Origin of the sequence: Salmonella sp. NW177 (assembly GCF_051811585.1) — a bacterium.
Classification (GTDB): Bacteria; Pseudomonadota; Gammaproteobacteria; order Enterobacterales; family Enterobacteriaceae; genus Salmonella; species Salmonella enterica.
In genome coordinates, this window is the sequence record NZ_JAMMZV010000008.1 from 180,075 (window position 1) to 204,488 (window position 24,414).

The 24,414-nt window shown below is 54.9% G+C and carries 19 protein-coding genes; 15 read left to right on the forward strand and 4 right to left on the reverse strand.

Translation table 11 applies throughout. The annotated features are described in order from the left end of the window. Positions 1-19 precede the first annotated feature (19 nt). The 3 genes from thiB to thiQ are packed head-to-tail and all read left to right on the forward strand — an operon-like array spanning position 20 to position 3,280. Entirely contained in the window at positions 20-1,003 is a 984-nt protein-coding gene (gene thiB / locus NA986_RS20635) for a thiamine ABC transporter substrate binding subunit (RefSeq protein WP_023216329.1), read from the forward strand. Next, on the forward strand, positions 979-2,589 hold the full coding sequence (gene thiP / locus NA986_RS20640; protein ID WP_000235635.1) for a thiamine/thiamine pyrophosphate ABC transporter permease ThiP: 1,611 nt from the start codon (positions 979-981) through the stop codon (positions 2,587-2,589). Before thiB ends, thiP begins: the two co-directional genes overlap by 25 nt. Then, a complete protein-coding gene (gene thiQ, locus NA986_RS20645) occupies positions 2,573-3,280 on the forward strand; it encodes a thiamine ABC transporter ATP-binding protein ThiQ (RefSeq protein WP_000915976.1) in 708 nt (235 codons plus the stop codon). Before thiP ends, thiQ begins: the two co-directional genes overlap by 17 nt. Positions 3,281-3,318: 38 nt before the next feature. Here the strand turns inward: thiQ and NA986_RS20650 are convergent, their stop codons facing one another. Both NA986_RS20650 and araC read right to left on the reverse strand, forming a co-directional pair. Then, the gene (locus tag NA986_RS20650) at positions 3,319-4,086 is read right to left on the reverse strand and encodes a DedA family protein (RefSeq protein ID WP_023216330.1); all 768 of its coding nucleotides are present in this window, start codon (positions 4,084-4,086) and stop codon (positions 3,319-3,321) included. Between the two features lie 118 nt (positions 4,087-4,204). After that, the gene (gene araC / locus NA986_RS20655; RefSeq protein WP_000852387.1) at positions 4,205-5,050 is read right to left on the reverse strand and encodes an arabinose operon transcriptional regulator AraC; all 846 of its coding nucleotides are present in this window, start codon (positions 5,048-5,050) and stop codon (positions 4,205-4,207) included. Between the two features lie 340 nt (positions 5,051-5,390). Between araC and araB the strand changes: the two genes are divergently transcribed. The 3 genes from araB to araD all read left to right on the forward strand — a co-directional run bounded on the left by araB (position 5,391) and on the right by araD (position 9,449). Beyond that, on the forward strand, positions 5,391-7,100 hold the full coding sequence (gene araB, locus NA986_RS20660) for a ribulokinase (protein WP_023216331.1): 1,710 nt from the start codon (positions 5,391-5,393) through the stop codon (positions 7,098-7,100). A 10-nt stretch (positions 7,101-7,110) separates the two neighbouring features. Beyond that, entirely contained in the window at positions 7,111-8,613 is a 1,503-nt protein-coding gene (gene araA / locus NA986_RS20665) for an L-arabinose isomerase (protein WP_000151693.1), read from the forward strand. A gap of 140 nt (positions 8,614-8,753) precedes the next feature. Beyond that, positions 8,754-9,449 (forward strand): L-ribulose-5-phosphate 4-epimerase, encoded by a 696-nt coding sequence (araD, locus tag NA986_RS20670; protein ID WP_000888682.1) that lies wholly within the window; start codon positions 8,754-8,756, stop codon positions 9,447-9,449. A 5-nt stretch (positions 9,450-9,454) separates the two neighbouring features. Here araD and NA986_RS20675 read toward each other — a convergent pair whose 3' ends face one another. Next, on the reverse strand, positions 9,455-9,874 hold the full coding sequence (locus tag NA986_RS20675; RefSeq protein ID WP_001103154.1) for a DUF4751 family protein: 420 nt from the start codon (positions 9,872-9,874) through the stop codon (positions 9,455-9,457). Positions 9,875-10,592: 718 nt separating this feature from the next. Between NA986_RS20675 and NA986_RS20680 the strand changes: the two genes are divergently transcribed. From NA986_RS20680 to rluA, 4 genes are all read left to right on the forward strand, one after another. After that, positions 10,593-11,213 (forward strand): YdcF family protein, encoded by a 621-nt coding sequence (locus NA986_RS20680; protein ID WP_000877511.1) that lies wholly within the window; start codon positions 10,593-10,595, stop codon positions 11,211-11,213. Positions 11,214-11,256: 43 nt separating this feature from the next. Next, on the forward strand, positions 11,257-13,608 hold the full coding sequence (polB, locus tag NA986_RS20685) for a DNA polymerase II (protein ID WP_023216332.1): 2,352 nt from the start codon (positions 11,257-11,259) through the stop codon (positions 13,606-13,608). Positions 13,609-13,781: 173 nt separating this feature from the next. Beyond that, on the forward strand, positions 13,782-16,688 hold the full coding sequence (rapA, locus tag NA986_RS20690; protein ID WP_001116966.1) for an RNA polymerase-associated protein RapA: 2,907 nt from the start codon (positions 13,782-13,784) through the stop codon (positions 16,686-16,688). Positions 16,689-16,699: 11 nt separating this feature from the next. After that, positions 16,700-17,359: a bifunctional tRNA pseudouridine(32) synthase/23S rRNA pseudouridine(746) synthase RluA gene (gene rluA, locus NA986_RS20695; RefSeq protein WP_000525198.1), complete on the forward strand. Its 660-nt coding sequence runs from the start codon at positions 16,700-16,702 to the stop codon at positions 17,357-17,359. A 94-nt stretch (positions 17,360-17,453) separates the two neighbouring features. On the opposite strand, the gene djlA is transcribed toward rluA, so the two are convergent. Further along, the gene (djlA, locus tag NA986_RS20700) at positions 17,454-18,266 is read right to left on the reverse strand and encodes a co-chaperone DjlA (RefSeq protein ID WP_001200591.1); all 813 of its coding nucleotides are present in this window, start codon (positions 18,264-18,266) and stop codon (positions 17,454-17,456) included. A gap of 253 nt (positions 18,267-18,519) precedes the next feature. On the opposite strand from djlA, the gene lptD reads away from it, so the two are divergent. From lptD to apaG, 5 genes are read left to right on the forward strand one after another with little or no spacing between them, the layout of a single operon-like run. Then, positions 18,520-20,880 (forward strand): LPS assembly protein LptD, encoded by a 2,361-nt coding sequence (lptD, locus tag NA986_RS20705; protein WP_000746116.1) that lies wholly within the window; start codon positions 18,520-18,522, stop codon positions 20,878-20,880. A 53-nt stretch (positions 20,881-20,933) separates the two neighbouring features. After that, entirely contained in the window at positions 20,934-22,220 is a 1,287-nt protein-coding gene (gene surA, locus NA986_RS20710) for a peptidylprolyl isomerase SurA (RefSeq protein WP_000800482.1), read from the forward strand. Continuing rightward, positions 22,220-23,209, forward strand: a complete 990-nt coding sequence (pdxA, locus tag NA986_RS20715; RefSeq protein ID WP_000093001.1) for a 4-hydroxythreonine-4-phosphate dehydrogenase PdxA — start codon at positions 22,220-22,222, stop codon at positions 23,207-23,209. The genes surA and pdxA overlap by 1 nt, the downstream gene beginning before the upstream one ends. Continuing rightward, complete coding sequence (rsmA, locus tag NA986_RS20720; protein WP_001065397.1) at positions 23,206-24,027, forward strand: 16S rRNA (adenine(1518)-N(6)/adenine(1519)-N(6))-dimethyltransferase RsmA; 822 nt, start codon at positions 23,206-23,208, stop codon at positions 24,025-24,027. Before pdxA ends, rsmA begins: the two co-directional genes overlap by 4 nt. A 2-nt stretch (positions 24,028-24,029) precedes the next feature. Beyond that, positions 24,030-24,407, forward strand: coding sequence for a Co2+/Mg2+ efflux protein ApaG (gene apaG / locus NA986_RS20725; RefSeq protein WP_000610894.1), 378 nt, complete (start codon positions 24,030-24,032; stop codon positions 24,405-24,407). The last annotated feature ends 7 nt before the right edge of the window (positions 24,408-24,414 follow it).

Genomic DNA, 24,414 nt, shown 5'->3' on the forward strand with positions numbered 1-24,414 from the left:
TCTTTCACTGAGGTGCAAAGTGTTAAAAAAATATCTTCCGCTTTTACTCCTGTGCGCGGCGCCTGCTTTCGCCAAACCCGTTCTCACCGTCTATACCTACGACTCGTTCGCCGCCGACTGGGGGCCAGGCCCGGCGGTGAAAAAAGCGTTTGAAGCCGATTGCAACTGCGAGCTGAAACTGGTGGCGCTGGAGGATGGCGTTTCGCTGCTCAACCGCCTGCGGATGGAGGGGAAGAACAGCAAAGCCGATGTGGTGTTGGGGCTGGACAACAATCTGCTGGAAGCGGCCACGCAAACTAAACTCTTTGCCAAAAGCGGCGTGGCGAATGAGGCGGTCAAGGTGCCCGGCGGCTGGAAAAACGACACATTTGTGCCGTTCGATTACGGCTATTTCGCCTTTGTCTACGATAAAAGCAAGCTGAAAAATCCGCCGAGAAGCCTGAAAGAACTGGTCGAGAGCGATCAAAAATGGCGGGTGATTTATCAGGACCCGCGTACCAGTACGCCAGGGCTGGGGCTGTTACTGTGGATGCGCAAAGTCTATGGCGATAACGCGCCGCAGGCCTGGCAAAAACTGGCGGCCAAAACGGTGACGGTGACGAAAGGCTGGAGCGAGGCCTACGGCTTATTTCTGAAAGGTGAAAGCGATTTGGTGCTCAGTTACACCACCTCTCCGGCGTATCACATTATTGAAGAGAAGAAGGACAATTACGCCGCCGCGAACTTCAGCGAAGGCCATTACTTACAGGTAGAAGTCGCGGCGCGTACCGTCGCCAGTAAGCAGCCGGAACTGGCGGAGAAATTCCTCAAATTTATGGTTTCTCCGGCGTTTCAGAACGCCATACCCACCGGCAACTGGATGTACCCGGTAGCGGACGTCGCCTTACCCGCAGGGTTTGAATCATTGGCCAAACCCGCCACAACGCTGGAATTCACGCCGCAACAGGTGGCAGCACAACGCCAGGCATGGATTAGCGAATGGCAACGCGCCGTCAGCCGTTAATTCCCGGCTGGCTGATTCCGGGGCTGTGCGCCGCCGCGCTGATGATAACCGTCTCGCTGGCGGCCTTTCTGGCGCTTTGGCTGAACGCGCCGTCGGGCGCGTGGTCGACAATCTGGCGGGATAGCTACCTGTGGCATGTGGTGCGCTTCTCATTCTGGCAGGCGTTTCTGTCCGCAGTGCTGTCTGTGGTCCCGGCGGTTTTTCTCGCCCGCGCGCTTTATCGACGCCGTTTTCCTGGACGTCTGGCGCTGCTGCGTCTGTGCGCCATGACGCTGATTCTGCCGGTACTGGTTGCCGTGTTCGGCATTCTTAGCGTGTATGGCCGTCAGGGCTGGCTGGCCTCACTGTGGCAGATGCTGGGGCTTCAGTGGACATTCTCCCCCTACGGCTTGCAGGGCATTTTACTGGCGCACGTCTTTTTTAACCTGCCAATGGCGAGCCGTTTGTTGCTGCAATCTTTGGAAAGCATTCCCGGCGAGCAGCGCCAGCTCGCCGCCCAGCTCGGTATGCGCGGCTGGCATTTTTTCCGTTTTGTCGAATGGCCGTGGCTGCGCCGCCAAATTCCGCCCGTCGCGGCGCTGATTTTTATGCTCTGCTTCGCCAGTTTCGCAACGGTTCTGTCACTCGGCGGCGGCCCGCAGGCCACCACTATCGAACTGGCTATCTTTCAGGCGCTCAGTTATGACTACGATCCCGCCCGCGCGGCGATGCTGGCATTAATCCAGATGGTCTGCTGCCTGGCGCTGGTACTGCTAAGCCAACGGCTGAGCAAAGCGATTGCGCCGGGGATGACGCTGACGCAGGGCTGGCGCGATCCTGACGATCGTCTCCACAGCCGTCTGACGGACGCCTTATTAATCGTGCTGGCGCTGCTGCTGCTGCTTCCGCCGCTGGTCGCCGTGGTGGTCGATGGCGTCAACCGCAGCCTGCCGGAGGTGCTGGCGCAACCCATTCTGTGGCAGGCTGTCTGGACATCGCTACGCATTGCGCTGGCGGCGGGCGTTCTGTGTGTGGTGCTGACCATGATGCTGCTGTGGAGTAGCCGCGAGCTACGCCAACGCCAGCAACTATTCGCCGGACAAACGCTGGAACTCAGCGGAATGTTGATCCTCGCGATGCCGGGGATCGTGCTGGCGACAGGCTTCTTTTTACTGCTCAATAACAGCGTTGGCTTACCGGAATCCGCCGACGGCATCGTGATTTTCACCAATGCGCTGATGGCAATCCCCTACGCGCTAAAAGTCCTGGAAAACCCAATGCGCGATATTACCGCCCGTTATGGAATGCTGTGCCAGTCATTAGGAATTGAAGGCTGGTCGCGGTTAAAGGTCGTGGAACTGCGGGCGCTGAAACGTCCGCTGGCGCAGGCGCTGGCGTTTGCCTGCGTACTTTCTATCGGTGATTTTGGCGTCGTCGCGCTTTTCGGCAATGACAATTTCCGCACGCTGCCGTTTTATCTGTATCAGCAGATCGGCTCCTACCGCAGCCAGGACGGCGCGGTGACCGCGCTGATACTGCTGCTGCTCTGCTTTACGTTATTTACCCTCATAGAGAAACTACCGGGCCGACATGCTAAAACTGATTGATATCACCTGGCTTTACCATCATTTGCCGATGCGTTTTACGCTGGCGGTAGAACGCGGCGAGCAGGTGGCGATTCTTGGCCCCAGCGGCGCGGGGAAAAGCACGCTGTTGAATTTAATTGCCGGTTTTCTTGCGCCTGCCAGCGGTACGCTACTGATTGCCGGCGAAGATCATACGCTTACGCCGCCCTCACGCCGTCCGGTCTCAATGCTGTTTCAGGAGAATAATTTATTCAGCCACCTGAATGTGCAGCAAAATATCGGTCTGGGGCTAAACCCTGGGTTAACGCTCAACGCCAGCCAGCGGGAAAAACGGGACGCTATCGCACGTCAGATGGGCATTGAGAGCCTGATGACGCGTTTACCGGGCGAACTGTCCGGCGGCCAGCGTCAGCGGGTAGCGCTGGCGCGCTGCCTGGTACGTGAACAGCCGGTACTGCTGCTGGATGAACCGTTCTCCGCGCTCGATCCCGCGCTGCGCCAGGAGATGCTGACGTTGGTCAGCGATATCTGCCGCGAGCGACAGCTCACGCTGTTGATGGTCTCGCACAGCGTGGAAGATGCGGCGCGAATTGCGCCCCGGTCAATCGTCGTGGCCGACGGACGCATTGCGTGGCAAGGCAAAACAGACGAGCTACTAAGCGGTCAGGCCAGCGCCTCAGCGCTATTGGGCATCAAATCCCATATTTTGTAGGCCGGATAAGGCGAAGCCGCCATCCGGCAAAGGAATCGTTAGTAACCCACAACTTTGCGCAGAATATCGATATATACCGGCATCAGCGGGTGGCGAACCAGCACCACCAGCGCGACCACGCCGATCCCGAGCGTCAACGGCGCCAGATACAGCAAACGGCTGCGGGGGAAATACGCGGTTAAACGATCGACTGCCGATTTGCCGCTGCGCCACAGCCGCCAGCATAGCCAGCCTCCGACCCACAGCAGCAACGCCGTCGCCAGCAGCAGCCATTTGAAATCTCCGCTCTGCATATCGGAAGGAATATCGATTGCCGCTCCCGCCAGAATGCCCGGCAGGAAATAAAACGGCGGCCACAGCAAACAGCCAATCAAGTTCGGCCCAATAAATTTCGCCACGGGAAGATCCAGCATCCCTGCCACCATCGGCACCAGCGGCCTCGTCGGACCGACAAAACGTCCGACCAGGATCGTGAACATACTGTGCTGATGCAGCGCGTGTTCGGTTTTATCCAGCAGCGACTTGTTCTTTTTCATAAAAGACCAGCGGTGTAGCGGCTTTTTAAAGCGCCACCCCAGCCAGAACGAAATCCAGTCGCCCATCAGACAGCCGATAATACCCACCAGCCAGGCATGCCAAAAATTGAGCTCGCCGCTGCCGATAAGCGCGCCCAGCCCCGCCATCAGTACCGTACCGGGTAAAATCAACCCCACCAGCGCCAGCGATTCCAGGAAGGCGACCAGCAACACGGCGATAAGCGAATACAGAGTGGATTGGGTGATAAAGTGTTCCAGCAGTGCTTGCATAGTGTGTCCGTCAGCGTGATGAAGCAGGGATTCTGCTTACCCCGTCCCCCTTCGTCAAGCCGTCAATTATCCGAATAGTTACGGCTTATGACATCTTTGTGGACACATCATTCACTTTTTATTCACATCCGGCCCTGAACTCGCTAGGACTTGCCCCGGTGCATTTTTTAAATACCCGCGAAAAATAGAGCTGATCGTCAAATCCAACATTGCGCCCAACGGTCGCTATCGGCATTCGCGTGGTGCTAAGCAGGAGTTTCGCCTGGCTGATACGCTGATCTTCGCGCCAACTCAATACGCTAATGCCTAACTGCTGGCGGAACAGATGCGATAACCGGGAGGGCGACAGGCAGACATGCTGGGCGACGCTGGCGATATCAAAATGGCTGTCCGCCAGATGGTCGCTGATATACTGGCAGGCATCGCGCACACGGCTATCCATCGGCGGGTGCAACGACTCATTAATTACCGCCATACGTCTGAGCAACAACTGCTCCAGCAGATTGATCGCCAGTAGCTCAGAATAGCGACCTTCCCCTTGCCCGGCGCTGATGATCTGCCCGAACAGTTCGCTGAAATGCGGCTGGCGCGCCTCGTCCGGGCGGAAAAATCCTGTCTGGGCAAAGATTGTCGGCCAGGTCAGCCACTCCTGCCAGTAGGCGCGAGGCCGGAAATAAACCCACTGGTGATACCACTCGCTGGCGTCCGGATGCCGTCCATAGTGATGAATCTCGCCCGGCGGAAACAATAATATATCGCCAGGCCGACAGACAAACTGCTCGCCATTATTATTAATGACGCCCTCTCCGCGGATGGTCAGGTTAAGAATATATCCTTTCATGCCCAACGGACGATCGATAAAAAAATCCAGATATCCATTCGCTTCAATTGGCGTCAGTCCGGCGACCAGATGGGCATTAAATGAATATCCCGGCAATAGCGGATCATTTTGCGTTTCAGCCATGATTTCTCTACCCCCCGATGTTCAGAGAAGAAACAAATTGTCCATATTGACCAGGACGACAGAGCTTACGTCTCCGCAAGACCTTGCGCGTGATGAAAGCACGTATCAACCCCGCTTGTGAAAAGCGCTTTGTAACAAAAGCGTACAGTTCAGGCGATAAAATTAAGTAACAGAAGTGTCTATAACTATGGCTGGAATGTCCACATTGAATATTTGCACAGCGTCACACTTTGCAAAGCATTAGCATTTTTGTCCATAAGATTAGCGGATCCTGCCTGACGGTTTTTGCCGCGACTCTCTACTGTTTCTCCATACCTGTTTTTCTGGATGGAGTAAGACGATGGCAATTGCAATTGGCCTCGATTTTGGCAGTGATTCAGTGCGCGCTCTGGCAGTGGACTGCGCCACCGGCGGCGAGATCGCCACCAGCGTAGAGTGGTATCCGCGCTGGCAAGAAGGCCGTTATTGCGACGGCCCGAACAACCAGTTCCGTCATCATCCGCGCGACTACATGGAGTCAATGGAGGCCGCGCTGAAAGCCGTTCTGGCACAATTAAGCGCCGCGCAACGCGCAAATGTCGTTGGCATTGGCGTTGACAGCACCGGCTCTACGCCAGCGCCGATTGACGCCGACGGTAACGTCCTGGCACTGCGTCCGGAGTTCGCCGAGAACCCGAATGCGATGTTTGTGCTGTGGAAAGATCACACCGCCGTGGAAGAGGCCGACGAAATCACTCGTCTGTGCCATAAGCCAGGTAAGGTCGACTACTCCCGCTATATTGGCGGCATTTACTCCAGCGAATGGTTCTGGGCGAAGATTCTGCACGTCACCCGGCAGGATAGCGCCGTCGCGCAGGCCGCCGTCTCGTGGATTGAACTGTGCGACTGGGTGCCGGCGCTGCTTTCCGGCACCACTCGCCCGCAGGATATCCGCCGTGGCCGCTGCAGCGCCGGGCACAAAACACTGTGGCATGAAAGCTGGGGCGGTCTGCCGCCCGCGAGCTTCTTTGATGAACTCGATCCGTGCATTAACCGTCATCTGCGCTACCCGTTATTTAGCGAAACCTTCACCGCCGATCTGCCCGTGGGCACCCTGTGCGCCGAATGGGCGCAGCGCCTCGGCTTGCCGGAAAGCGTGGTGATTTCCGGCGGCGCGTTCGACTGTCACATGGGCGCGGTCGGCGCGGGCGCACAGCCCAATACGCTGGTGAAAGTCATCGGCACGTCTACCTGCGACATTCTGATTGCGGATAAACAGAGCGTCGGGGATCGCGCCGTGAAAGGCATTTGCGGTCAGGTTGACGGCAGCGTGGTGCCGAACTTTATCGGTCTGGAAGCGGGGCAATCCGCTTTCGGCGATATCTACGCCTGGTTTAGCCGCGTGTTGAGCTGGCCGCTGGAACAACTTGCCGCGCAGCACCCGGAACTGAAAACCCAGATTAAAGCCAGCCAAAAACAGCTACTGCCAGCGCTCACCGACGCCTGGGCGAAAAATCCGTCCCTGGATCACCTGCCGGTGGTGCTCGACTGGTTTAACGGTCGCCGCACGCCAAACGCTAATCAGCGTCTGAAAGGCGTCATTACCGATCTCAATCTCGCCACCGACGCGCCAGCGCTGTTTGGCGGTCTGGTCGCCTCGACCGCCTTCGGCGCGCGCGCCATTCAGGAGTGTTTTACCGATCAGGGTATCGCGGTCAATAACGTGATGGCGCTTGGCGGCATCGCCCGTAAAAATCAGGTCATTATGCAGGTCTGCTGCGACGTACTGAATCGTCCGTTGCAGATCGTCGCTTCCGACCAGTGTTGCGCATTAGGCGCCGCTATCTTTGCCGCCGTCGCTGCGAAAGTCCATGCCGATATTCCTGCCGCCCAGCAAAGCATGGCAAGCGCGGTAGAACGCACTCTGCGTCCCCGCCCTGAACAGGCGCAACGCCTCGAACAGCTTTACCGCCGCTACCAGCAGTGGGCGCTAAGCGCAGAACAACATTATCTTCCGACTGCCGCGCCGGCGCCAACGACCCCGGCCAATCAGGCAATACTGACTCATTAAGGACACGACAATGACGATTTTTGATAATTATGAAGTATGGTTTGTGATTGGCAGCCAGCATTTGTATGGCGCAGAAACCCTGCGTCAGGTCACCCAACATGCCGAGCATGTGGTCAACGCGCTGAATACCGAAGCCAAACTGCCATGTAAACTGGTATTAAAACCGCTGGGCACCTCGCCGGATGAGATTACCGCCATTTGTCGTGACGCCAATTATGACGATCGCTGCGCGGGGCTGGTGGTCTGGCTGCACACCTTCTCCCCAGCCAAAATGTGGATCAACGGGCTGAGTATTCTTAACAAACCACTACTGCAATTCCATACCCAATTTAACGCCGCCCTGCCGTGGGACAGCATCGATATGGACTTTATGAACCTGAACCAGACTGCGCACGGCGGCCGCGAGTTCGGTTTTATCGGCGCGCGGATGCGCCAGCAGCACGCGGTCGTCACTGGTCACTGGCAGGATAAAGAGGCCCATACGCGTATCGGCGCCTGGATGCGCCAGGCGGTCTCTAAACAGGATACCCGCCAGCTAAAAGTCTGCCGCTTCGGCGACAATATGCGTGAAGTCGCAGTGACTGACGGTGATAAAGTGGCCGCGCAAATCAAATTTGGCTTTTCGGTCAATACCTGGGCGGTCGGCGATCTGGTGCAGGTGGTGAATTCTATCGGCGACGGCGATATCAACGCTCTGATTGACGAGTATGAAAGCAGCTATACCCTGACGCCCGCCACCCAAATCCACGGCGATAAACGCCAGAACGTGCGAGAAGCGGCGCGTATTGAACTCGGTATGAAGCGTTTCCTGGAACAGGGCGGCTTTCACGCCTTTACGACGACATTTGAAGATTTGCACGGCCTGAAACAACTCCCGGGTCTGGCCGTACAGCGTCTGATGCAACAGGGCTACGGCTTTGCGGGCGAAGGCGACTGGAAAACCGCCGCTCTGCTTCGCATTATGAAAGTGATGTCAACCGGTCTGCAGGGCGGCACCTCATTTATGGAGGATTACACCTACCACTTCGAGAAAGGCAACGATCTGGTGCTCGGCTCGCACATGCTGGAAGTGTGTCCGTCCATCGCGGTGGAAGAGAAACCGATCCTCGACGTCCAGCACCTCGGCATTGGCGGTAAGGAAGATCCGGCGCGTTTGATTTTCAATACCCAAACCGGCCCGGCGATCGTCGCCAGCCTGATCGACCTCGGCGATCGTTATCGCCTGCTGGTCAACTGCATTGACACCGTAAAAACGCCGCACTCCCTGCCGAAACTGCCGGTGGCTAACGCGCTGTGGAAGGCGCAGCCGGATCTGCCGACCGCCTCCGAAGCGTGGATTCTGGCTGGCGGCGCGCACCATACCGTCTTCAGCCACGCGCTGGATCTGAACGATATGCGCCAGTTCGCAGAAATACACGATATCGAAATCGCGGTAATTGATAATGATACCCGTCTGCCGGCCTTTAAGGACGCGCTGCGCTGGAACGAGGTGTATTACGGTTTAAAACGCTAAAAGTGGAGTCTGAATGCCCGGTGGCACTGCGTTTACCGGGCCTACGGTCCTGTAGGCCGAATAAGGCATTTATGTCGCCATCCGGCACACCGTCGCTCGTAGGCCGGATAAGCGAAGCGCCATCCGGCAGGGAGAAAACAATGTTAGAAGATCTCAAACGCCAGGTACTGGAAGCCAATCTGGCGCTGCCAAAACACAACCTGGTCACCCTTACCTGGGGTAACGTCAGCGCCGTCGATCGCGAACGCGGCGTACTGGTGATTAAGCCGTCCGGCGTCGATTATAGCGTCATGACCGCTGACGATATGGTGGTGGTCAGCCTGGAGAGCGGTGAAGTCGTTGAAGGTCATAAGAAACCGTCGTCCGATACGCCAACCCACCGTCTGTTGTACCAGGCATTTCCGACTATCGGCGGCATCGTACACACCCATTCGCGCCACGCGACTATCTGGGCGCAGGCGGGTCAGCCGATTCCGGCGACGGGAACCACCCATGCCGACTATTTCTACGGTACGATTCCCTGCACTCGCAAAATGACCGAGGCGGAAATTAATGGCGAGTATGAATGGGAAACGGGCAATGTCATTGTTGAAGCCTTTGAAAAACAAGGTATTGACGCCGCTCAAATGCCCGGCGTGCTTGTCCATTCGCACGGCCCGTTTGCCTGGGGTAAAAATGCCGAGGATGCCGTGCATAACGCCATCGTGCTGGAAGAAGTGGCCTATATGGGGATCTTCTGCCGCCAGCTTGCGCCGCAGTTGCCCGACATGCAGCAATCCCTGCTGGATAAACACTATCTACGCAAACACGGCGCAAAAGCCTATTACGGGCAGTAATGCCTCTAAAAACGCGTCCCATGGGGGGCGCGTTGATGAATCTGGTCGGTGATATATTCAGCAAATGCGCTTTGATAGACGTAATGATCAGAACTCACATATTCAATAATATTATCATAATGTCCCTGCCACGCTTTTCCTTCCAGCGCATGGAAGAAAATATAATCTTCGATTGTTGACTGCCAGCGTTGCCCATTTAACAGATAATTAATAATGGTATCCCGATGTCCGTTTTTTCTGTCGTGTCCTTGCCAGTGAAAAAAAGCATTGCCGTTTTCAATAATCTCGGTACGCCAAATTTGTTCTGTCCATGTTTTATACTCAAAAAATCGACTCACGGTTTTTATGGAAGGGTTAGCGCGTTGAGTATTGACGAAAAGATAACGGTCGCTCCCTACCAGACGCGCCTGCATACTCACATTCATAAAAGATCATTCCCGAATACCACAAATTTTGATAAAAACACCCGCACCCGAAAGTCAAAATAAAATTATATTCTAAAATAAAAATTAAATTATGCAGAGAGTTCCCGACGAATTCGCACTGTAATCCATTTTTATTTAACCATAGCGGCCAATTGGAATATTATATTTCTACCTGACGGTGCGGATGTTCCAAATGAAATTGTTACACTTTTCATTAATTAAAACAAACAAAAAATATCGCTTTTTTGTTAATCCGAGAAATAAGTAACAGATTCGAACAAGCGCCTTTCTGAAAAATACTGAATGTATGAAAACAGACTTGACACAAAACGGCTAATACATGGGTAAAAACTGTAAATAAACATGATTCAAAATTAGCAGTTATAGGATAATTATATCTGCTGTCTACACCAGCATCATTATACCCTTCATACTTCGAGTTGCTTATGTGTTGGCTACGGATTACTCGGCCCATCCATGGGCTTTGCCCTGACGGGCCGTCGCACGCGACGTTCAAATCTGCTCCCGGCAGATTTGTCGCTCACCCCAGTCACATAGTTATCTATGCTCCTGGGGACTCACTCCCTTGCCGCCTTTAAGCAACTCGAATTATTTTGGGTATATATTGATAAATATACGTCAGCAAAAATATCTGACGCTAAAAGCCATTTTATCGTTAAAATATCCATTACACCCGTCACGGGGAACGAACTCATTCATGAAATATCGCTACATCATCAGAATCGCGGCAGGCATAATTCTCATTATGGCTACGGTGTTTATCCATAATGCCATCGCTATTTATCAGTTCAGTCAGCAAAACCAGACGCGCGTAGCTGACTGCGCGATTGTCGCAGGAGCAGGCGTTAGCGGAAAAACGCCTTCTCCCGTTTTTCAGGCCAGACTGGATCATGCCATCTGGCTTTACCAACAACACATAGTCCGCGCGTTGGTATTAACCGGCGGCTACGGCGCTGGCGCAACGGTTTCCGACGCGGCGATAGCCCGTCAATACGTTCTGGAAAAAGGGATTCCGGCTAAGGCGATTTTTATTGAAGAGCGCTCTACCGTGACGCGCGAAAATATTCGTTACGCAAAACAGATACTGCGACAACAACAATGGCGCACAGCGTTACTGGTCAGCGATCCGCTGCATATGCTGCGTCTGAAAACTATCGCTCAGGATAATGGTATCGATAGCCGCTCATCACCCACGCGATCCACCCGCTATAAATCCTGGTGGGCGAAAACCCGCTTCTTACTGCGAGAAACTTTTTATTACAGCGGATATCGGCTTTTACGTTATATGCCTGTACAAAATAACAGTATTACCCCCTAAAACAGGTTATAATTAGCGTGAATTTTTTAGACAGGTAATCATCGTGGCGCAGGCAGGTTTCATTTTAACCCGGCACTGGCGGGATACGCCGCAAGGGACGGAGGTCTCTTTCTGGCTGGCGACAGACAACGGCCCTGTGCAGGCAACGCTGGCGCCGCAAGAGTCCGTGGCGTTTATTCCGACCAGCCAGACCTTCCGCGCCGCCTCGCTGCTACAGGCGGAAAAAGACTATCGCCTGACGCCGCTCCAGCTGCGAGACTTTCATCGTCAGCCGGTATCCGGTCTGTATTGCCGCACTCACCGCCAGCTTATGCGGATGGAGAAACTGCTGCGCGAAAGCGGCGTCACCGTTTATGAAGCGGATGTACGCCCGCCGGAACGTTACCTGATGGAACGTTTTATTACGTCGCCCGTTTGGGTAGACGGCGAGATGCGCAACGGCGTTATCCTCAATGCGCGTCTTAAACCCCACCCCGACTATCGACCGCCGCTAAAATGGGTCTCGCTGGATATCGAAACCACGCGACACGGCGAACTGTATTGCATTGGTCTGGAAGGCTGCGGCCAGCGTACCGTTTATATGCTGGGTCCGGCGAATGGCGATGACCGCCAACTGGACTTCGAGCTTGTGTATGTCGCCAGCCGCCCGCAGTTGCTGGAAAAACTCAACGCCTGGTTTGCCGAACATGATCCTGACGTCATCATCGGCTGGAACGTGGTGCAGTTCGACCTGCGTATGCTGCAAAAACATGCCGAACGCTACCGTATCCCTTTACGGCTGGGGCGAGACAATAGCGAACTGGAGTGGCGCGAACATGGCTTCAAAAACGGCGTTTTTTTCGCCCAGGCCAGAGGGCGAGTCATTATCGATGGTATCGACGCGCTTAAATCCGCGTTCTGGAATTTTTCGTCTTTTTCGCTGGAAGCCGTCTCGCAGGAACTGCTCGGCGAAGGAAAATCCATTGATAATCCCTGGGATCGTATGGATGAGATCGATCGTCGCTTTGCCCAGGATAAACCCGCCCTCGCCACCTACAACCTGAAAGACTGCGAGCTGGTCACGCGCATTTTCCATAAAACCGAGATCATGCCGTTTTTGCTGGAACGCGCGACGATCAACGGCCTACCGGTCGATCGCCACGGCGGTTCGGTCGCCGCATTCGGGCATCTTTACTTTCCGCGAATGCACCGCGCCGGCTATGTCGCGCCCAATCTCGGCGAAGTGCCGCCGCTGGCAAGTCCCGGCGGCTACGTAATGGATTCACAACCCGGATTATACGATTCGGTACTGGTGCTGGATTATAAAAGCCTGTACCCGTCGATTATCCGCACGTTTTTGATTGATCCCGTCGGGCTGGTCGAAGGCATGGCGCAGCCGGATCCGGAACACAGTACCGAAGGTTTCCTTGACGCCTGGTTTTCACGAGAAAAGCACTGCCTGCCGGAAATTGTTAGCCAAATCTGGCACGGGCGCGATGAAGCCAAACGTCAGGGCAATAAACCGCTCTCGCAGGCGCTTAAAATCATTATGAACGCCTTTTATGGCGTACTCGGCACCACGGCCTGTCGCTTTTTCGATCCCCGTCTGGCGTCGTCAATCACCATGCGCGGTCATGCGATTATGCGCCAGACCAAAGCGCTGATTGAGGCGCAGGGTTATGACGTGATTTATGGCGATACCGATTCCACCTTCGTCTGGCTCCGGCGCGCGCATTCAGAAGCCGACGCGGCGGAAATCGGGCACAGGCTGGTGCGTCACGTGAACGAATGGTGGGCGCAGACGTTACAACAGCAAAATTTGACCAGCGCGCTGGAGCTGGAGTTTGAAACCCACTTTTGTCGCTTTCTGATGCCGACCATCCGCGGCGCGGATACTGGCAGTAAAAAACGCTACGCGGGCCTGATTCAGGAAGGCGACAGCCAGCGTATGGTATTTAAAGGTCTGGAAACGGTGCGGACCGACTGGACGCCGCTGGCGCAGCGCTTTCAACAGGAGCTGTATCTGCGCGTTTTTCGCAATGAACCTTATCAAGACTACGTGCGCGAGACTATCGATAAACTGATGGCGGGCGAACTGGACGCGCAGTTGGTTTATCGTAAGCGTCTGCGTCGCCCTTTACATGAGTACCAACGTAACGTTCCGCCGCACGTTCGCGCCGCCCGGCTGGCGGATGAACAAAACCTGAAGCAGGGTCGTCCGGCGCAGTATCAGAATCGCGGCGCCATAAAATATGTCTGGACTGTTAACGGCCCCGAGCCCGTGGATTACCAGCAGTCGCCGCTGGATTACGAACACTATCTTACCCGCCAGCTACAACCCGTGGCGGAAGGAATTCTTCCCTTCGTTGAAGATAATTTTGCTACACTACTGACCGGGCAACTGGGGCTATTTTGACGCGTGACGAAAGCGCCGCCTTCCAGTACCATAGCGCCCTTTCCATTCCTGGACCTAATTAACGCCACTACCACATTAGCCTGGTAGCGGGGTCGTATACTCGCAATTATCCAGTGCTGTCGCCTGGGAATGGCGAGTAATGCCTGCAATTAAAGATATAGAGCCGAACACATATGCCTTTTACACTTGGTCAACGCTGGATCAGCGATACAGAAAGCGAGCTGGGACTTGGAACCGTTGTTGCGATGGATGCGCGAACCGTCACCTTACTTTTCCCGTCCACGGGGGAAAACCGCCTGTATGCGCGCAGTGATTCTCCCGTGACCCGCGTCATGTTCAACCCTGGCGATACGATTACAAGCCATGAAGGCTGGCAGCTACATATCGATGAAGTAAAAGAAGAAAATGGCCTGCTTGTTTATGTCGGCACCCGCCTGGATACCGAAGAGACCAATGTGACGCTGCGCGAAGTTCTGCTCGACAGCAAGTTGGTTTTCAGTAAGCCCCAGGATCGTCTGTTCGCCGGTCAAATCGATCGAATGGATCGGTTCGCGCTGCGCTATCGCGCCCGTAAATTTCAGAGCGAGCAGTACCGGATGCCATACAGCGGCCTGCGCGGTCAGCGGACCAATCTGATCCCGCATCAGCTTAATATCGCTCATGATGTGGGTCGTCGCCATGCGCCGCGCGTACTGCTGGCGGATGAAGTGGGCTTAGGTAAAACCATTGAAGCCGGGATGATACTGCATCAACAGTTATTATCCGGCGCGGCGGAACGCGTATTGATCATTGTTCCGGAAACCCTGCAACACCAGTGGCTGGTAGAAATGCTGCGCCGTTTCAACCTGCGCTTCGCGCTGTTCGATGACGAACGCTATACCGAAGCGCAGCACGACGCGTATAACCCGTTTGAAACCGAACAACTGGTGATCTGCTCGCTGGATTTCGCCCGCCGTAATAAGCAGCGTCTGGAACATTTGTGCGACGCCGAGTGGGATTTGCTGGTGGTCGACGAAGCGCATCATCTGGTGTGGAGCACCGATGCGCCGAGTCGTGAATATATGGCCATCGAACAGTTAGCTGAACGCGTGCCGGGCGTGCTGCTGCTGACCGCCACGCCAGAACAGCTGGGGATGGAAAGCCATTTCGCCCGTCTGCGCCTGCTCGATCCGAACCGTTTCCACGATTTCGAACAGTTTGTCGAAGAACAGAAAAACTACCGCCCTGTCGCCGATGCGGTGGCCATGCTACTGGCGGGCAATAAACTCAGCAACGACGAACTGAACAGGCTGGGCGATCTGATCGGCGAACAGGATATTGAACCGCTGTTGCAGGCCGCTAATAGCGATCGCGACGACGCGCAGGCCGCCCGTGATGAGCTGGTGTCGATGCTGATGGATCGCCACGGCACCAGCCGCGTTCTGTTCCGCAACACCCGTAACGGCGTCAAGGGGTTCCCGAAACGTGAACTACATACGGTAAAACTGCCGCTGCCGACCCAGTATCAGACCGCCATTAAGGTCTCCGGCATTATGGGCGCGCGTAAAAGCGCGGAAGATCGCGCCCGCGATATGCTCTATCCGGAACAAATTTATCAGGAGTTCGAAGGCGATACCGGCACCTGGTGGAACTTCGACCCACGCGTTGAGTGGCTGATGGGCTATCTGACCAGCCATCGTTCGCAAAAAGTGCTGGTGATCTGCGCTAAGGCGACCACCGCGTTACAGCTGGAGCAGGTGCTGCGCGAACGCGAAGGCATCCGCGCCGCCGTGTTCCATGAGGGCATGTCGATTATCGAACGCGATCGCGCCGCCGCCTGGTTCGCCGAAGAAGATACCGGCGCGCAGGTGCTGTTATGTTCCGAAATCGGCTCCGAAGGACGTAACTTCCAGTTTGCCAGCAATCTGGTGATGTTCGACTTGCCGTTTAACCCGGATCTGCTGGAACAGCGTATTGGTCGTCTGGATCGCATCGGCCAGGCGCATGATATCCAGATCCACGTCCCGTACCTGGAAAAAACCGCCCAGTCGGTGCTGGTTCGCTGGTATCACGAAGGGCTGGACGCCTTTGAGCACACCTGTCCAACCGGTCGCGCGATTTATGATTCAGCCTACGCCAGTCTGATTAACTATCTGGCCGCGCCTGAAGAAACCGACGGGTTTGACGATCTGATAAAATCCTGCCGCGAGCAACATGAAGCGCTAAAAGCCCAGTTAGAACAGGGCCGCGACCGCCTGCTGGAGATCCACTCCAACGGTGGTGAAAAAGCCCAACAGCTTGCACAAAGCATTGAAGAACAGGACGACGACACCAACCTGATCGCGTTCGCCATGAACCTGTTCGATATCGTCGGCATTAACCAGGACGATCGCGGCGACAACCTGATCGTGCTGACGCCGTCCGACCACATGTTGGTGCCGGATTTCCCCGGCCTGCCGGAAGACGGCTGTACTATCACGTTTGAACGTGACGTAGCCCTGTCTCGCGAAGATGCGCAGTTTATTACCTGGGAACATCCGCTCATCCGTAACGGACTGGATCTGATCCTCTCCGGCGACACCGGCAGCAGCACCATTTCGCTGTTGAAAAATAAAGCGCTGCCCGTCGGCACGCTGCTGGTCGAACTGGTTTACGTCGTGGAAGCGCAGGCGCCGAAACAGCTACAACTGAACCGCTTCCTGCCGCCGACGCCGGTACGTATGCTGTTAGATAAAAACGGCAACAATCTGGCCGCCCAGGTCGAGTTTGAAACCTTCAACCGCCAGCTCAGCGCCGTGAATCGCCACACCGGCAGCAAACTGGTGAACGCCGTGCAACAGGACGTCCACGCCATTTTGCAACTGGGCGAGACGCAGATTGAAAAGTCCGCCAGAGCGCTGATTGATAACGCGCGTCGCGAGGCGGATGAAAAACTGTCCGGGGAACTGTCGCGTCTGGAAGCGCTGCGCGCCGTCAACCCGAACATTCGCGACGACGAACTTGCCGCTATCGACAGCAACCGTCAGCAGGTGCTGGAAAGCCTGAATCAGGCAGGCTGGCGTCTGGACGCGCTGCGTCTTATCGTCGTCACGCACCAATAACGGAGCCGTACATGGGGATGGAAAACTACAATCCGCCGCAGGAACCCTGGCTGGTTATCCTGTATCAGGATGAGCACATTATGGTGGTCAATAAGCCCAGCGGCCTGTTGTCCGTGCCGGGGCGTCTGGAAGCGCACAAAGACAGCATTATGACGCGTATCCAGCGCGACTACCCGCAGGCAGAATCGGTGCATCGTCTGGATATGGCCACCAGCGGCGTGATTGTAGTGGCGCTGACCAAAGCCGCGGAGCGGGAGCTAAAACGCCAGTTCCGCGAACGTGAGCCGAAAAAGCAGTATGTGGCGCGCGTATGGGGGCATCCCTCCCCGGCGGAAGGACTGGTCGACTTACCGCTCATCTGCGACTGGCCGAACCGGCCAAAGCAGAAAGTGTGTTATGAAACCGGCAAACCGGCGCAAACGGAATATAACGTGGTGGAGTTTGCGGCGGATAATACCGCCCGCGTGGTGCTAAAACCGATCACCGGACGTTCGCATCAGCTTCGTGTGCATATGCTGGCGTTAGGCCACCCGATTTTAGGCGATCGGTTTTACGCCTCGCCGGAAGCGTTGTCGCTGGCGCCGCGTTTGCAGTTACACGCCGAAATGCTGACCATTACCCATCCCGCTTACGGCACCAGCATGACGTTTAAAGTCCCGGCAGATTTTTAAATTCAGAGCCAATTTATGCCGGAGCGCTTCGCTTGCCCGGCCTACATTCATTAACGTAGGCCGGATAAGGCGCTAGTCGCATCCGGCAATTCAATCACTTGAAGCCTTTCTGTTCTTTGATTAGCTCATACGCTTTCTGAATTTCCTGCGCTTTTTGCTTCGCCATCTCCATCATTTCCGGCGGTAAACCTTTCGCGACCAGTTTGTCCGGATGATGCTCGCTCATCAGTTTGCGATAAGCGCGTTTAATGGTGGTTGCATCGTCGGTGGTTTTAACCCCCAGCACATTACAGGCATCTTCCAGCGTCGGGCCGCGCTGCGCCTGCTGCCAGCCGCCGCCGGACTGTTGATGATAACCGCCGCCAAACTGCGCGCCGCCCTGCATCATGCGCAGAAACTGATCGAACTGTATGCGGGAAATACCTAACTCTTCCGCAATCACATACAGCACTTCCCGCTCATTAGGGTGTAGCGAGCCATCGGCAAACGCCGCCTGGATCTGAATTTCCAGAAACATCCGGATCAGATCAAAACGCCCGAAGCAGACGCTACGAAACTGCCGCATCTTTTCACGTAATGGGTAATTATCCGCTTTTCCGACCCGAAAGGCGTTCTGCGCGGCAGTACGTGAATCGCCGTGTAAATTCATACGATCCATCAACTGACTGGCGATATGAATATCCGCTTCCGTCACCCGTCCTTTTGATTTGGTTAAGTGGCCCATTACCTCAAAGGTGGTGGCAAAAAACAGCGCCTGCCGTTCCCGCTGGTTGGCAAACCACGCCATTTTTCGACTGCGGGCTTTGTCGAACATATGGCCCACCAGCAGACCCAGGACCACGCCCCAAAAGCCGCCGCCCATCATCAGGGCTACGGCGACGCCAATTATCTTTCCCCAGTACTGCATAGACTCCCCAAAACGTTACGCTATCGGTGAGGCTATCTCCCACAAAATAAGGTGCTTTTCTGCGAATGAAGGCTACGGTCAATTGTGGGACATCGCCTATAATTTGCATTATCATACCTGTCATTCAATGCCGTGCCTAACACCACAGACGCTAAACGGCAGGATTAACACTGGCGCAGCGAAGATGAGTAAGTTAGGCTGTGACCGTTTGTCACGCGCAACGCTACCGATGATGGAACAATAAATACAACGTATGAAAAAACGTATTCCCACTCTTCTGGCCACCATGATCGCCAGCGCCCTTTATAGTCATCAGGGGCTGGCAGCCGATCTCGCCTCACAGTGTATGTTGGGCGTGCCGAGCTACGATCGTCCTCTGGTAAAAGGCGATACCAACGATCTGCCGGTTACTATCAATGCCGATAACGCTAAAGGTAACTACCCGGACGATGCCGTTTTTACCGGCAACGTGGACATTATGCAGGGGAATAGCCGCCTGCAAGCGGATGAAGTGCAGCTTCATCAGAAGCAGGCGGAAGGTCAGCCGGAACCTGTACGCACCGTCGATGCGCTGGGTAATGTGCATTATGATGACAATCAGGTCATCCTTAAAGGGCCGAAGGGCTGGGCGAACCTGAACACCAAAGACACGAACGTCTGGGAAGGCGATTACCAGATGGTGGGCCGTCAGGGGCGCGGTAAAGCCGATCTCATGAAGCAGCGCGGCGAAAACCGTTATACCATTCTGGAAAACGGCAGCTTTACCTCCTGTCTGCCTGGCTCCGATACCTGGAGCGTGGTGGGGAGTGAAGTCATCCATGACCGTGAAGAACAGGTTGCGGAGATCTGGAACGCCCGGTTTAAAGTAGGTCCGGTTCCGATCTTTTATAGCCCCTATTTACAGCTACCCGTCGGTGACAAACGTCGCTCAGGTTTCCTGATCCCGAACGCGAAATACACGACCAAGAACTATTTCGAGTTCTACTTACCGTATTACTGGAACATCGCGCCCAATATGGACGCCACCATCACCCCGCACTATATGCACCGCCGCGGCAATATTATGTGGGAGAACGAATTCCGTTATCTCACGCAGGCAGGCGCCGGGTTGATGGAATTAGATTATCTGCCTTCTGATAAAGTCTACGAGGACGATCATCCCAAAGAGGGCGATAAGCACCGCTGGTTATTCTACTGGCAGCACTCAGGCGTGATGGATCAGGTGTGGCGTTTTAACGTCGATTACACCAAAGTCAGCGACTCCAGCTACTTTAATGATTTCGACAGTAAGTACGGTTCCAGTACCGACGGCTACGCAACGCAGAAATTCAGCGTCGGCTACGCCGTACAAAACTTTGACGCTACGGTGTCGACCAAACAATTCCAGGTCTTTAACGATCAAAACACCAGCAGCTACTCTGCGGAGCCGCAGTTAGACGTTAACTACTACCATAACGATCTCGGGCCGTTTGATACCCGGATTTACGGCCAGGCGGTGCACTTTGTTAACACCAAAGACAATATGCCGGAAGCGACCCGCGTCCACCTGGAGCCAACCATCAATTTGCCGCTCTCCAACCGCTGGGGCAGCCTGAACACCGAAGCGAAGCTGATGGCGACGCACTATCAGCAAACGAATCTGGACAGCTATAACAGCGATCCAAACAATAAAAATAAGCTGGAAGATTCGGTTAACCGCGTCATGCCGCAGTTTAAAGTCGACGGTAAGCTCATCTTCGAACGCGATATGGCGATGCTGGCGCCGGGGTATACCCAGACGCTGGAACCACGCGTGCAGTACCTGTATGTGCCGTACCGCGACCAGAGCGGCATCTATAACTACGATTCTTCTTTGCTGCAATCCGACTATAACGGCCTGTTCCGCGACCGCACTTATGGCGGTCTCGACCGTATTGCTTCCGCCAACCAGGTCACGACCGGCGTCACAACACGCATTTATGATGATGCCGCCGTTGAACGTTTTAACGTTTCTGTTGGTCAAATCTACTATTTCACGGAGTCTCGCACCGGCGATGACAACATTAAATGGGAGAATGACGACAAAACCGGTTCGCTGGTTTGGGCAGGCGACACTTACTGGCGTATTTCAGAACGCTGGGGGCTGCGTAGCGGAGTGCAGTACGATACCCGTCTGGATAGCGTCGCTACCAGCAGCAGCAGCCTCGAATACCGTCGGGATCAGGATCGTCTGGTACAGTTGAACTACCGCTATGCCAGCCCGGAATATATTCAGGCTACGTTGCCTTCGTATTATTCCACGGCAGAGCAGTATAAAAACGGCATCAATCAGGTGGGCGCGGTGGCAAGTTGGCCGATTGCCGATCGCTGGTCGATTGTCGGCGCGTACTACTTCGATACCAATTCGAGCAAACCTGCAGACCAGATGCTCGGCTTGCAGTACAACTCTTGCTGCTATGCGATCCGCGTCGGATACGAACGTAAGCTGAACGGTTGGGATAACGATAAACAACACGCGATTTATGATAACGCGATTGGCTTCAACATTGAGCTGCGCGGTTTGAGCTCTAACTACGGCCTCGGCACGCAAGAAATGTTGCGTTCGAACATTCTGCCGTACCAAAGCTCTATGTAATCTGATTGATTTACAACGTAATCCGCATTGCGGTTAATTGAAATGGAAAAAGTATGAAGAACTGGAAAACGCTGCTTCTCGGTATCGCCATGATCGCGAATACCAGTTTCGCTGCCCCCCAGGTAGTCGATAAAGTCGCAGCCGTCGTCAATAATGGCGTCGTGCTGGAAAGCGACGTTGATGGCTTAATGCAATCAGTCAAACTCAACGCGGGTCAGGCAGGTCAGCAGCTTCCGGACGACGCCACGCTGCGTCACCAGATCCTGGAACGTTTGATTATGGATCAAATTATCCTGCAGATGGGTCAGAAGATGGGGGTGAAGATCACGGATGAGCAGTTGGATCAGGCCATCGCCAACATCGCCAAACAAAACAATATGACGATGGATCAGATGCGCAGCCGTCTGGCTTACGATGGGCTGAACTATTCAACCTACCGTAACCAGATTCGTAAAGAGATGATTATCTCTGAAGTGCGCAACAATGAGGTTCGTCGCCGTATCACCGTTTTGCCGCAAGAAGTTGACGCGCTGGCAAAACAGATTGGCACCCAAAACGACGCCAGCACCGAGCTGAACCTGAGCCATATCCTGATTGCTCTGCCGGAAAACCCAACCTCCGAGCAGGTTAACGACGCGCAGCGCCAGGCGGAAAGCATTGTTGAAGAAGCGCGTAACGGCGCAGATTTCGGCAAACTGGCGATTACCTACTCTGCCGACCAGCAGGCGCTAAAAGGCGGTCAGATGGGCTGGGGCCGTATCCAGGAGCTGCCGGGGATTTTCGCCCAGGCGCTGAGCACCGCGAAGAAAGGCGACATTGTCGGCCCGATTCGCTCCGGCGTCGGCTTCCACATTCTGAAAGTAAATGACCTGCGCGGTCAGAGCCAGAGTATCTCCGTGACCGAAGTTCACGCTCGTCACATTCTGCTTAAGCCGTCGCCTATCATGAACGATCAGCAGGCGCGCCTGAAGCTGGAAGAAATCGCGGCTGACATTAAGAGTGGTAAAACCACATTTGCCGCTGCGGCGAAAGAGTACTCTCAGGACCCGGGCTCCGCTAACCAGGGCGGTGATTTGGGTTGGGCTACGCCAGATATTTTCGATCCGGCGTTCCGCGACGCGCTGACGAAGCTGCATAAAGGCCAAATAAGCGCGCCGGTACACTCCTCTTTTGGCTGGCATCTGATCGAATTGCTGGATACGCGTAAGGTAGACAAAACCGATGCGGCGCAGAAAGATCGCGCTTATCGTATGCTGATGAACCGTAAATTCTCAGAAGAAGCGGCGACCTGGATGCAAGAACAGCGCGCCAGCGCTTACGTTAAGATTTTGAGTAACTAATGAGCAGTGCGCAACGCGTTGTTATCACTCCCGGCGAACCCGCCGGGATTGGCCCCGATCTTGTCGTCCAACTGGCGCAACGCGCGTGGCCGATTGAACTGGTCGTCTGTGCGGACGGCGCGCTCCTGACGGAGCGGGCCGCCATGCTCGGCCTGCCCCTCTCGCTTCTCCCTTACTCGCCTGATGTCCCCGCTGCGCCGCAGCCCGCGGGAACGCTGACCCTATTGCCGGTCTCACTGCGCGCGCCTGCCATCCCCGGTCAGTTGACGGTAGAAAATGGCCCCTACGTGGTAGAGACGCTGGCGCGAGCGTGTGATGGCTGTCTGAACGGTGAATTTGCCGCGCTGATCACAGGCCCCGTGCACAAAGGCGTTATTAACGACGCAGGCATTCCGTTTACCGGTCATACCGAGTTTTTCGAAGAGCGTTCGCAGGCGAAAAAAGTCGTGATGATGCTGGCAACCGAAGAACTTCGCGTGGCGCTGGCGACCACGCATCTGCCGCTACGGGCGATTGCAGACGCCATCACCCCTGCGCTTTTGCACGAAGTGATTGCTATTTTGCATCACGATTTGCGGACCAAATTTGGTATTGCCGAACCGCGCATTCTTGTCTGTGGCCTGAATCCGCACGCGGGCGAAGGCGGTCATATGGGCACGGAAGAGATAGACACCATCATTCCGGTGCTCGACGAGCTGCGGGCGCAGGGAATGAAACTCAACGGGCCGCTACCTGCTGATACCCTGTTTCAACCCAAATATCTCGATAATGCCGACGCGGTGCTGGCGATGTACCACGATCAGGGCCTGCCCGTGCTAAAATACCAGGGATTCGGTCGGGGAGTGAATATTACGCTCGGCCTACCTTTTATTCGAACCTCCGTTGACCACGGTACCGCGCTTGAACTGGCAGGTCGTGGAAAAGCGGATGTCGGCAGTTTTATTACGGCGCTTAATCTCGCCATCAAAATGATTGTTAATACCCAATGAATAATCGAGTCCATCAGGGCCATTTAGCCCGTAAACGCTTCGGGCAAAACTTTCTCAACGATCGGTTTGTGATCGACAGTATTGTTTCTGCTATTAATCCGCAAAAAGGCCAGGCGATGGTTGAAATCGGCCCCGGTCTGGCGGCGCTGACGGAGCCGGTCGGCGAACGACTGGATAAGCTCACGGTCATTGAACTTGACCGCGATCTGGCGGCGCGTTTGCAAACCCATCCGTTTTTAGGGCCGAAGCTGACTATTTATCAGCAGGACGCCATGACCATGAACTTTGGCGAACTGTCTGCGCAGTTGGGCCAACCGCTGCGTGTGTTCGGCAATCTGCCCTATAATATCTCCACCCCGCTGATGTTCCATCTCTTTAGCTATACTGATGCCATTGCCGACATGCACTTTATGTTGCAAAAAGAAGTGGTAAATCGTCTGGTTGCAGGGCCGAACAGCAAAGCGTATGGTCGTTTAAGCGTGATGGCGCAATATTACTGTCAGGTGATCCCGGTGCTTGAAGTGCCGCCATCCGCCTTCACGCCGCCGCCCAAAGTGGACTCCGCCGTGGTGCGTCTGGTTCCACACGCAACAATGCCTTACCCGGTTAAAGATATTCGCGTGTTGAGCCGTATTACCACCGAGGCCTTTAACCAGCGCCGTAAAACGATCCGTAACAGTCTCGGCAATCTTTTTAGCGTTGAGACATTGACGGAAATGGGTATTGACCCGGCAATGCGCGCGGAAAATATCTCTGTCGCGCAGTACTGCCAGATGGCCAACTATCTGTCGGAAAACGCGCCTTTGAAGGAGAGTTAAACATGATCAATTCGCCCAGAGTGTGTATTCAGGTGCAAAGCGTCTACATTGAGGCGCAATCCTCACCTGACGATGAACGTTACGTTTTTGCCTATACCGTAACCATCCGCAATCTGGGCCGGGCGCCAGTGCAGCTATTGGGCCGCTACTGGCTGATTACCAATGGTCATGGCCGTGAAACCGAAGTCCAGGGCGAAGGTGTGGTTGGCGTCCAGCCGCGCATTGCGCCTGGCGAAGAGTATCAGTACACCAGCGGCGCGGTAATTGAAACGCCGCTGGGCACCATGCAGGGTCATTACGAAATGATCGATGAAAATGGCGACGCCTTTACCATCGACATTCCCGTGTTTCGACTCGCCGTCCCTACACTCATTCACTAAAATTATA

Bases quoted from the DNA above. Each gene is read 5' to 3' on its own strand.
- araB (WP_023216331.1), top strand. From the start codon at position 5,391: ATGGCAATTGCAATTGGCCTCGATTTTGGCAGTGATTCAGTGCGCGCT.
- NA986_RS20680 (WP_000877511.1), top strand. From the start codon at position 10,593: ATGAAATATCGCTACATCATCAGAATCGCGGCAGGCATAATTCTCATT.
- araD (WP_000888682.1), top strand. From the start codon at position 8,754: ATGTTAGAAGATCTCAAACGCCAGGTACTGGAAGCCAATCTGGCGCTG.
- djlA (WP_001200591.1), bottom strand. From the start codon at position 18,266: ATGCAGTACTGGGGAAAGATAATTGGCGTCGCCGTAGCCCTGATGATG.
- thiQ (WP_000915976.1), top strand. From the start codon at position 2,573: ATGCTAAAACTGATTGATATCACCTGGCTTTACCATCATTTGCCGATG.
- thiP (WP_000235635.1), top strand. From the start codon at position 979: ATGGCAACGCGCCGTCAGCCGTTAATTCCCGGCTGGCTGATTCCGGGG.
- lptD (WP_000746116.1), top strand. From the start codon at position 18,520: ATGAAAAAACGTATTCCCACTCTTCTGGCCACCATGATCGCCAGCGCC.
- rsmA (WP_001065397.1), top strand. From the start codon at position 23,206: ATGAATAATCGAGTCCATCAGGGCCATTTAGCCCGTAAACGCTTCGGG.
- apaG (WP_000610894.1), top strand. From the start codon at position 24,030: ATGATCAATTCGCCCAGAGTGTGTATTCAGGTGCAAAGCGTCTACATT.
- pdxA (WP_000093001.1), top strand. From the start codon at position 22,220: ATGAGCAGTGCGCAACGCGTTGTTATCACTCCCGGCGAACCCGCCGGG.
- araA (WP_000151693.1), top strand. From the start codon at position 7,111: ATGACGATTTTTGATAATTATGAAGTATGGTTTGTGATTGGCAGCCAG.
- araC (WP_000852387.1), bottom strand. From the start codon at position 5,050: ATGGCTGAAACGCAAAATGATCCGCTATTGCCGGGATATTCATTTAAT.
- rapA (WP_001116966.1), top strand. From the start codon at position 13,782: ATGCCTTTTACACTTGGTCAACGCTGGATCAGCGATACAGAAAGCGAG.
- NA986_RS20675 (WP_001103154.1), bottom strand. From the start codon at position 9,874: ATGAATGTGAGTATGCAGGCGCGTCTGGTAGGGAGCGACCGTTATCTT.
- surA (WP_000800482.1), top strand. From the start codon at position 20,934: ATGAAGAACTGGAAAACGCTGCTTCTCGGTATCGCCATGATCGCGAAT.
- NA986_RS20650 (WP_023216330.1), bottom strand. From the start codon at position 4,086: ATGCAAGCACTGCTGGAACACTTTATCACCCAATCCACTCTGTATTCG.
- rluA (WP_000525198.1), top strand. From the start codon at position 16,700: ATGGGGATGGAAAACTACAATCCGCCGCAGGAACCCTGGCTGGTTATC.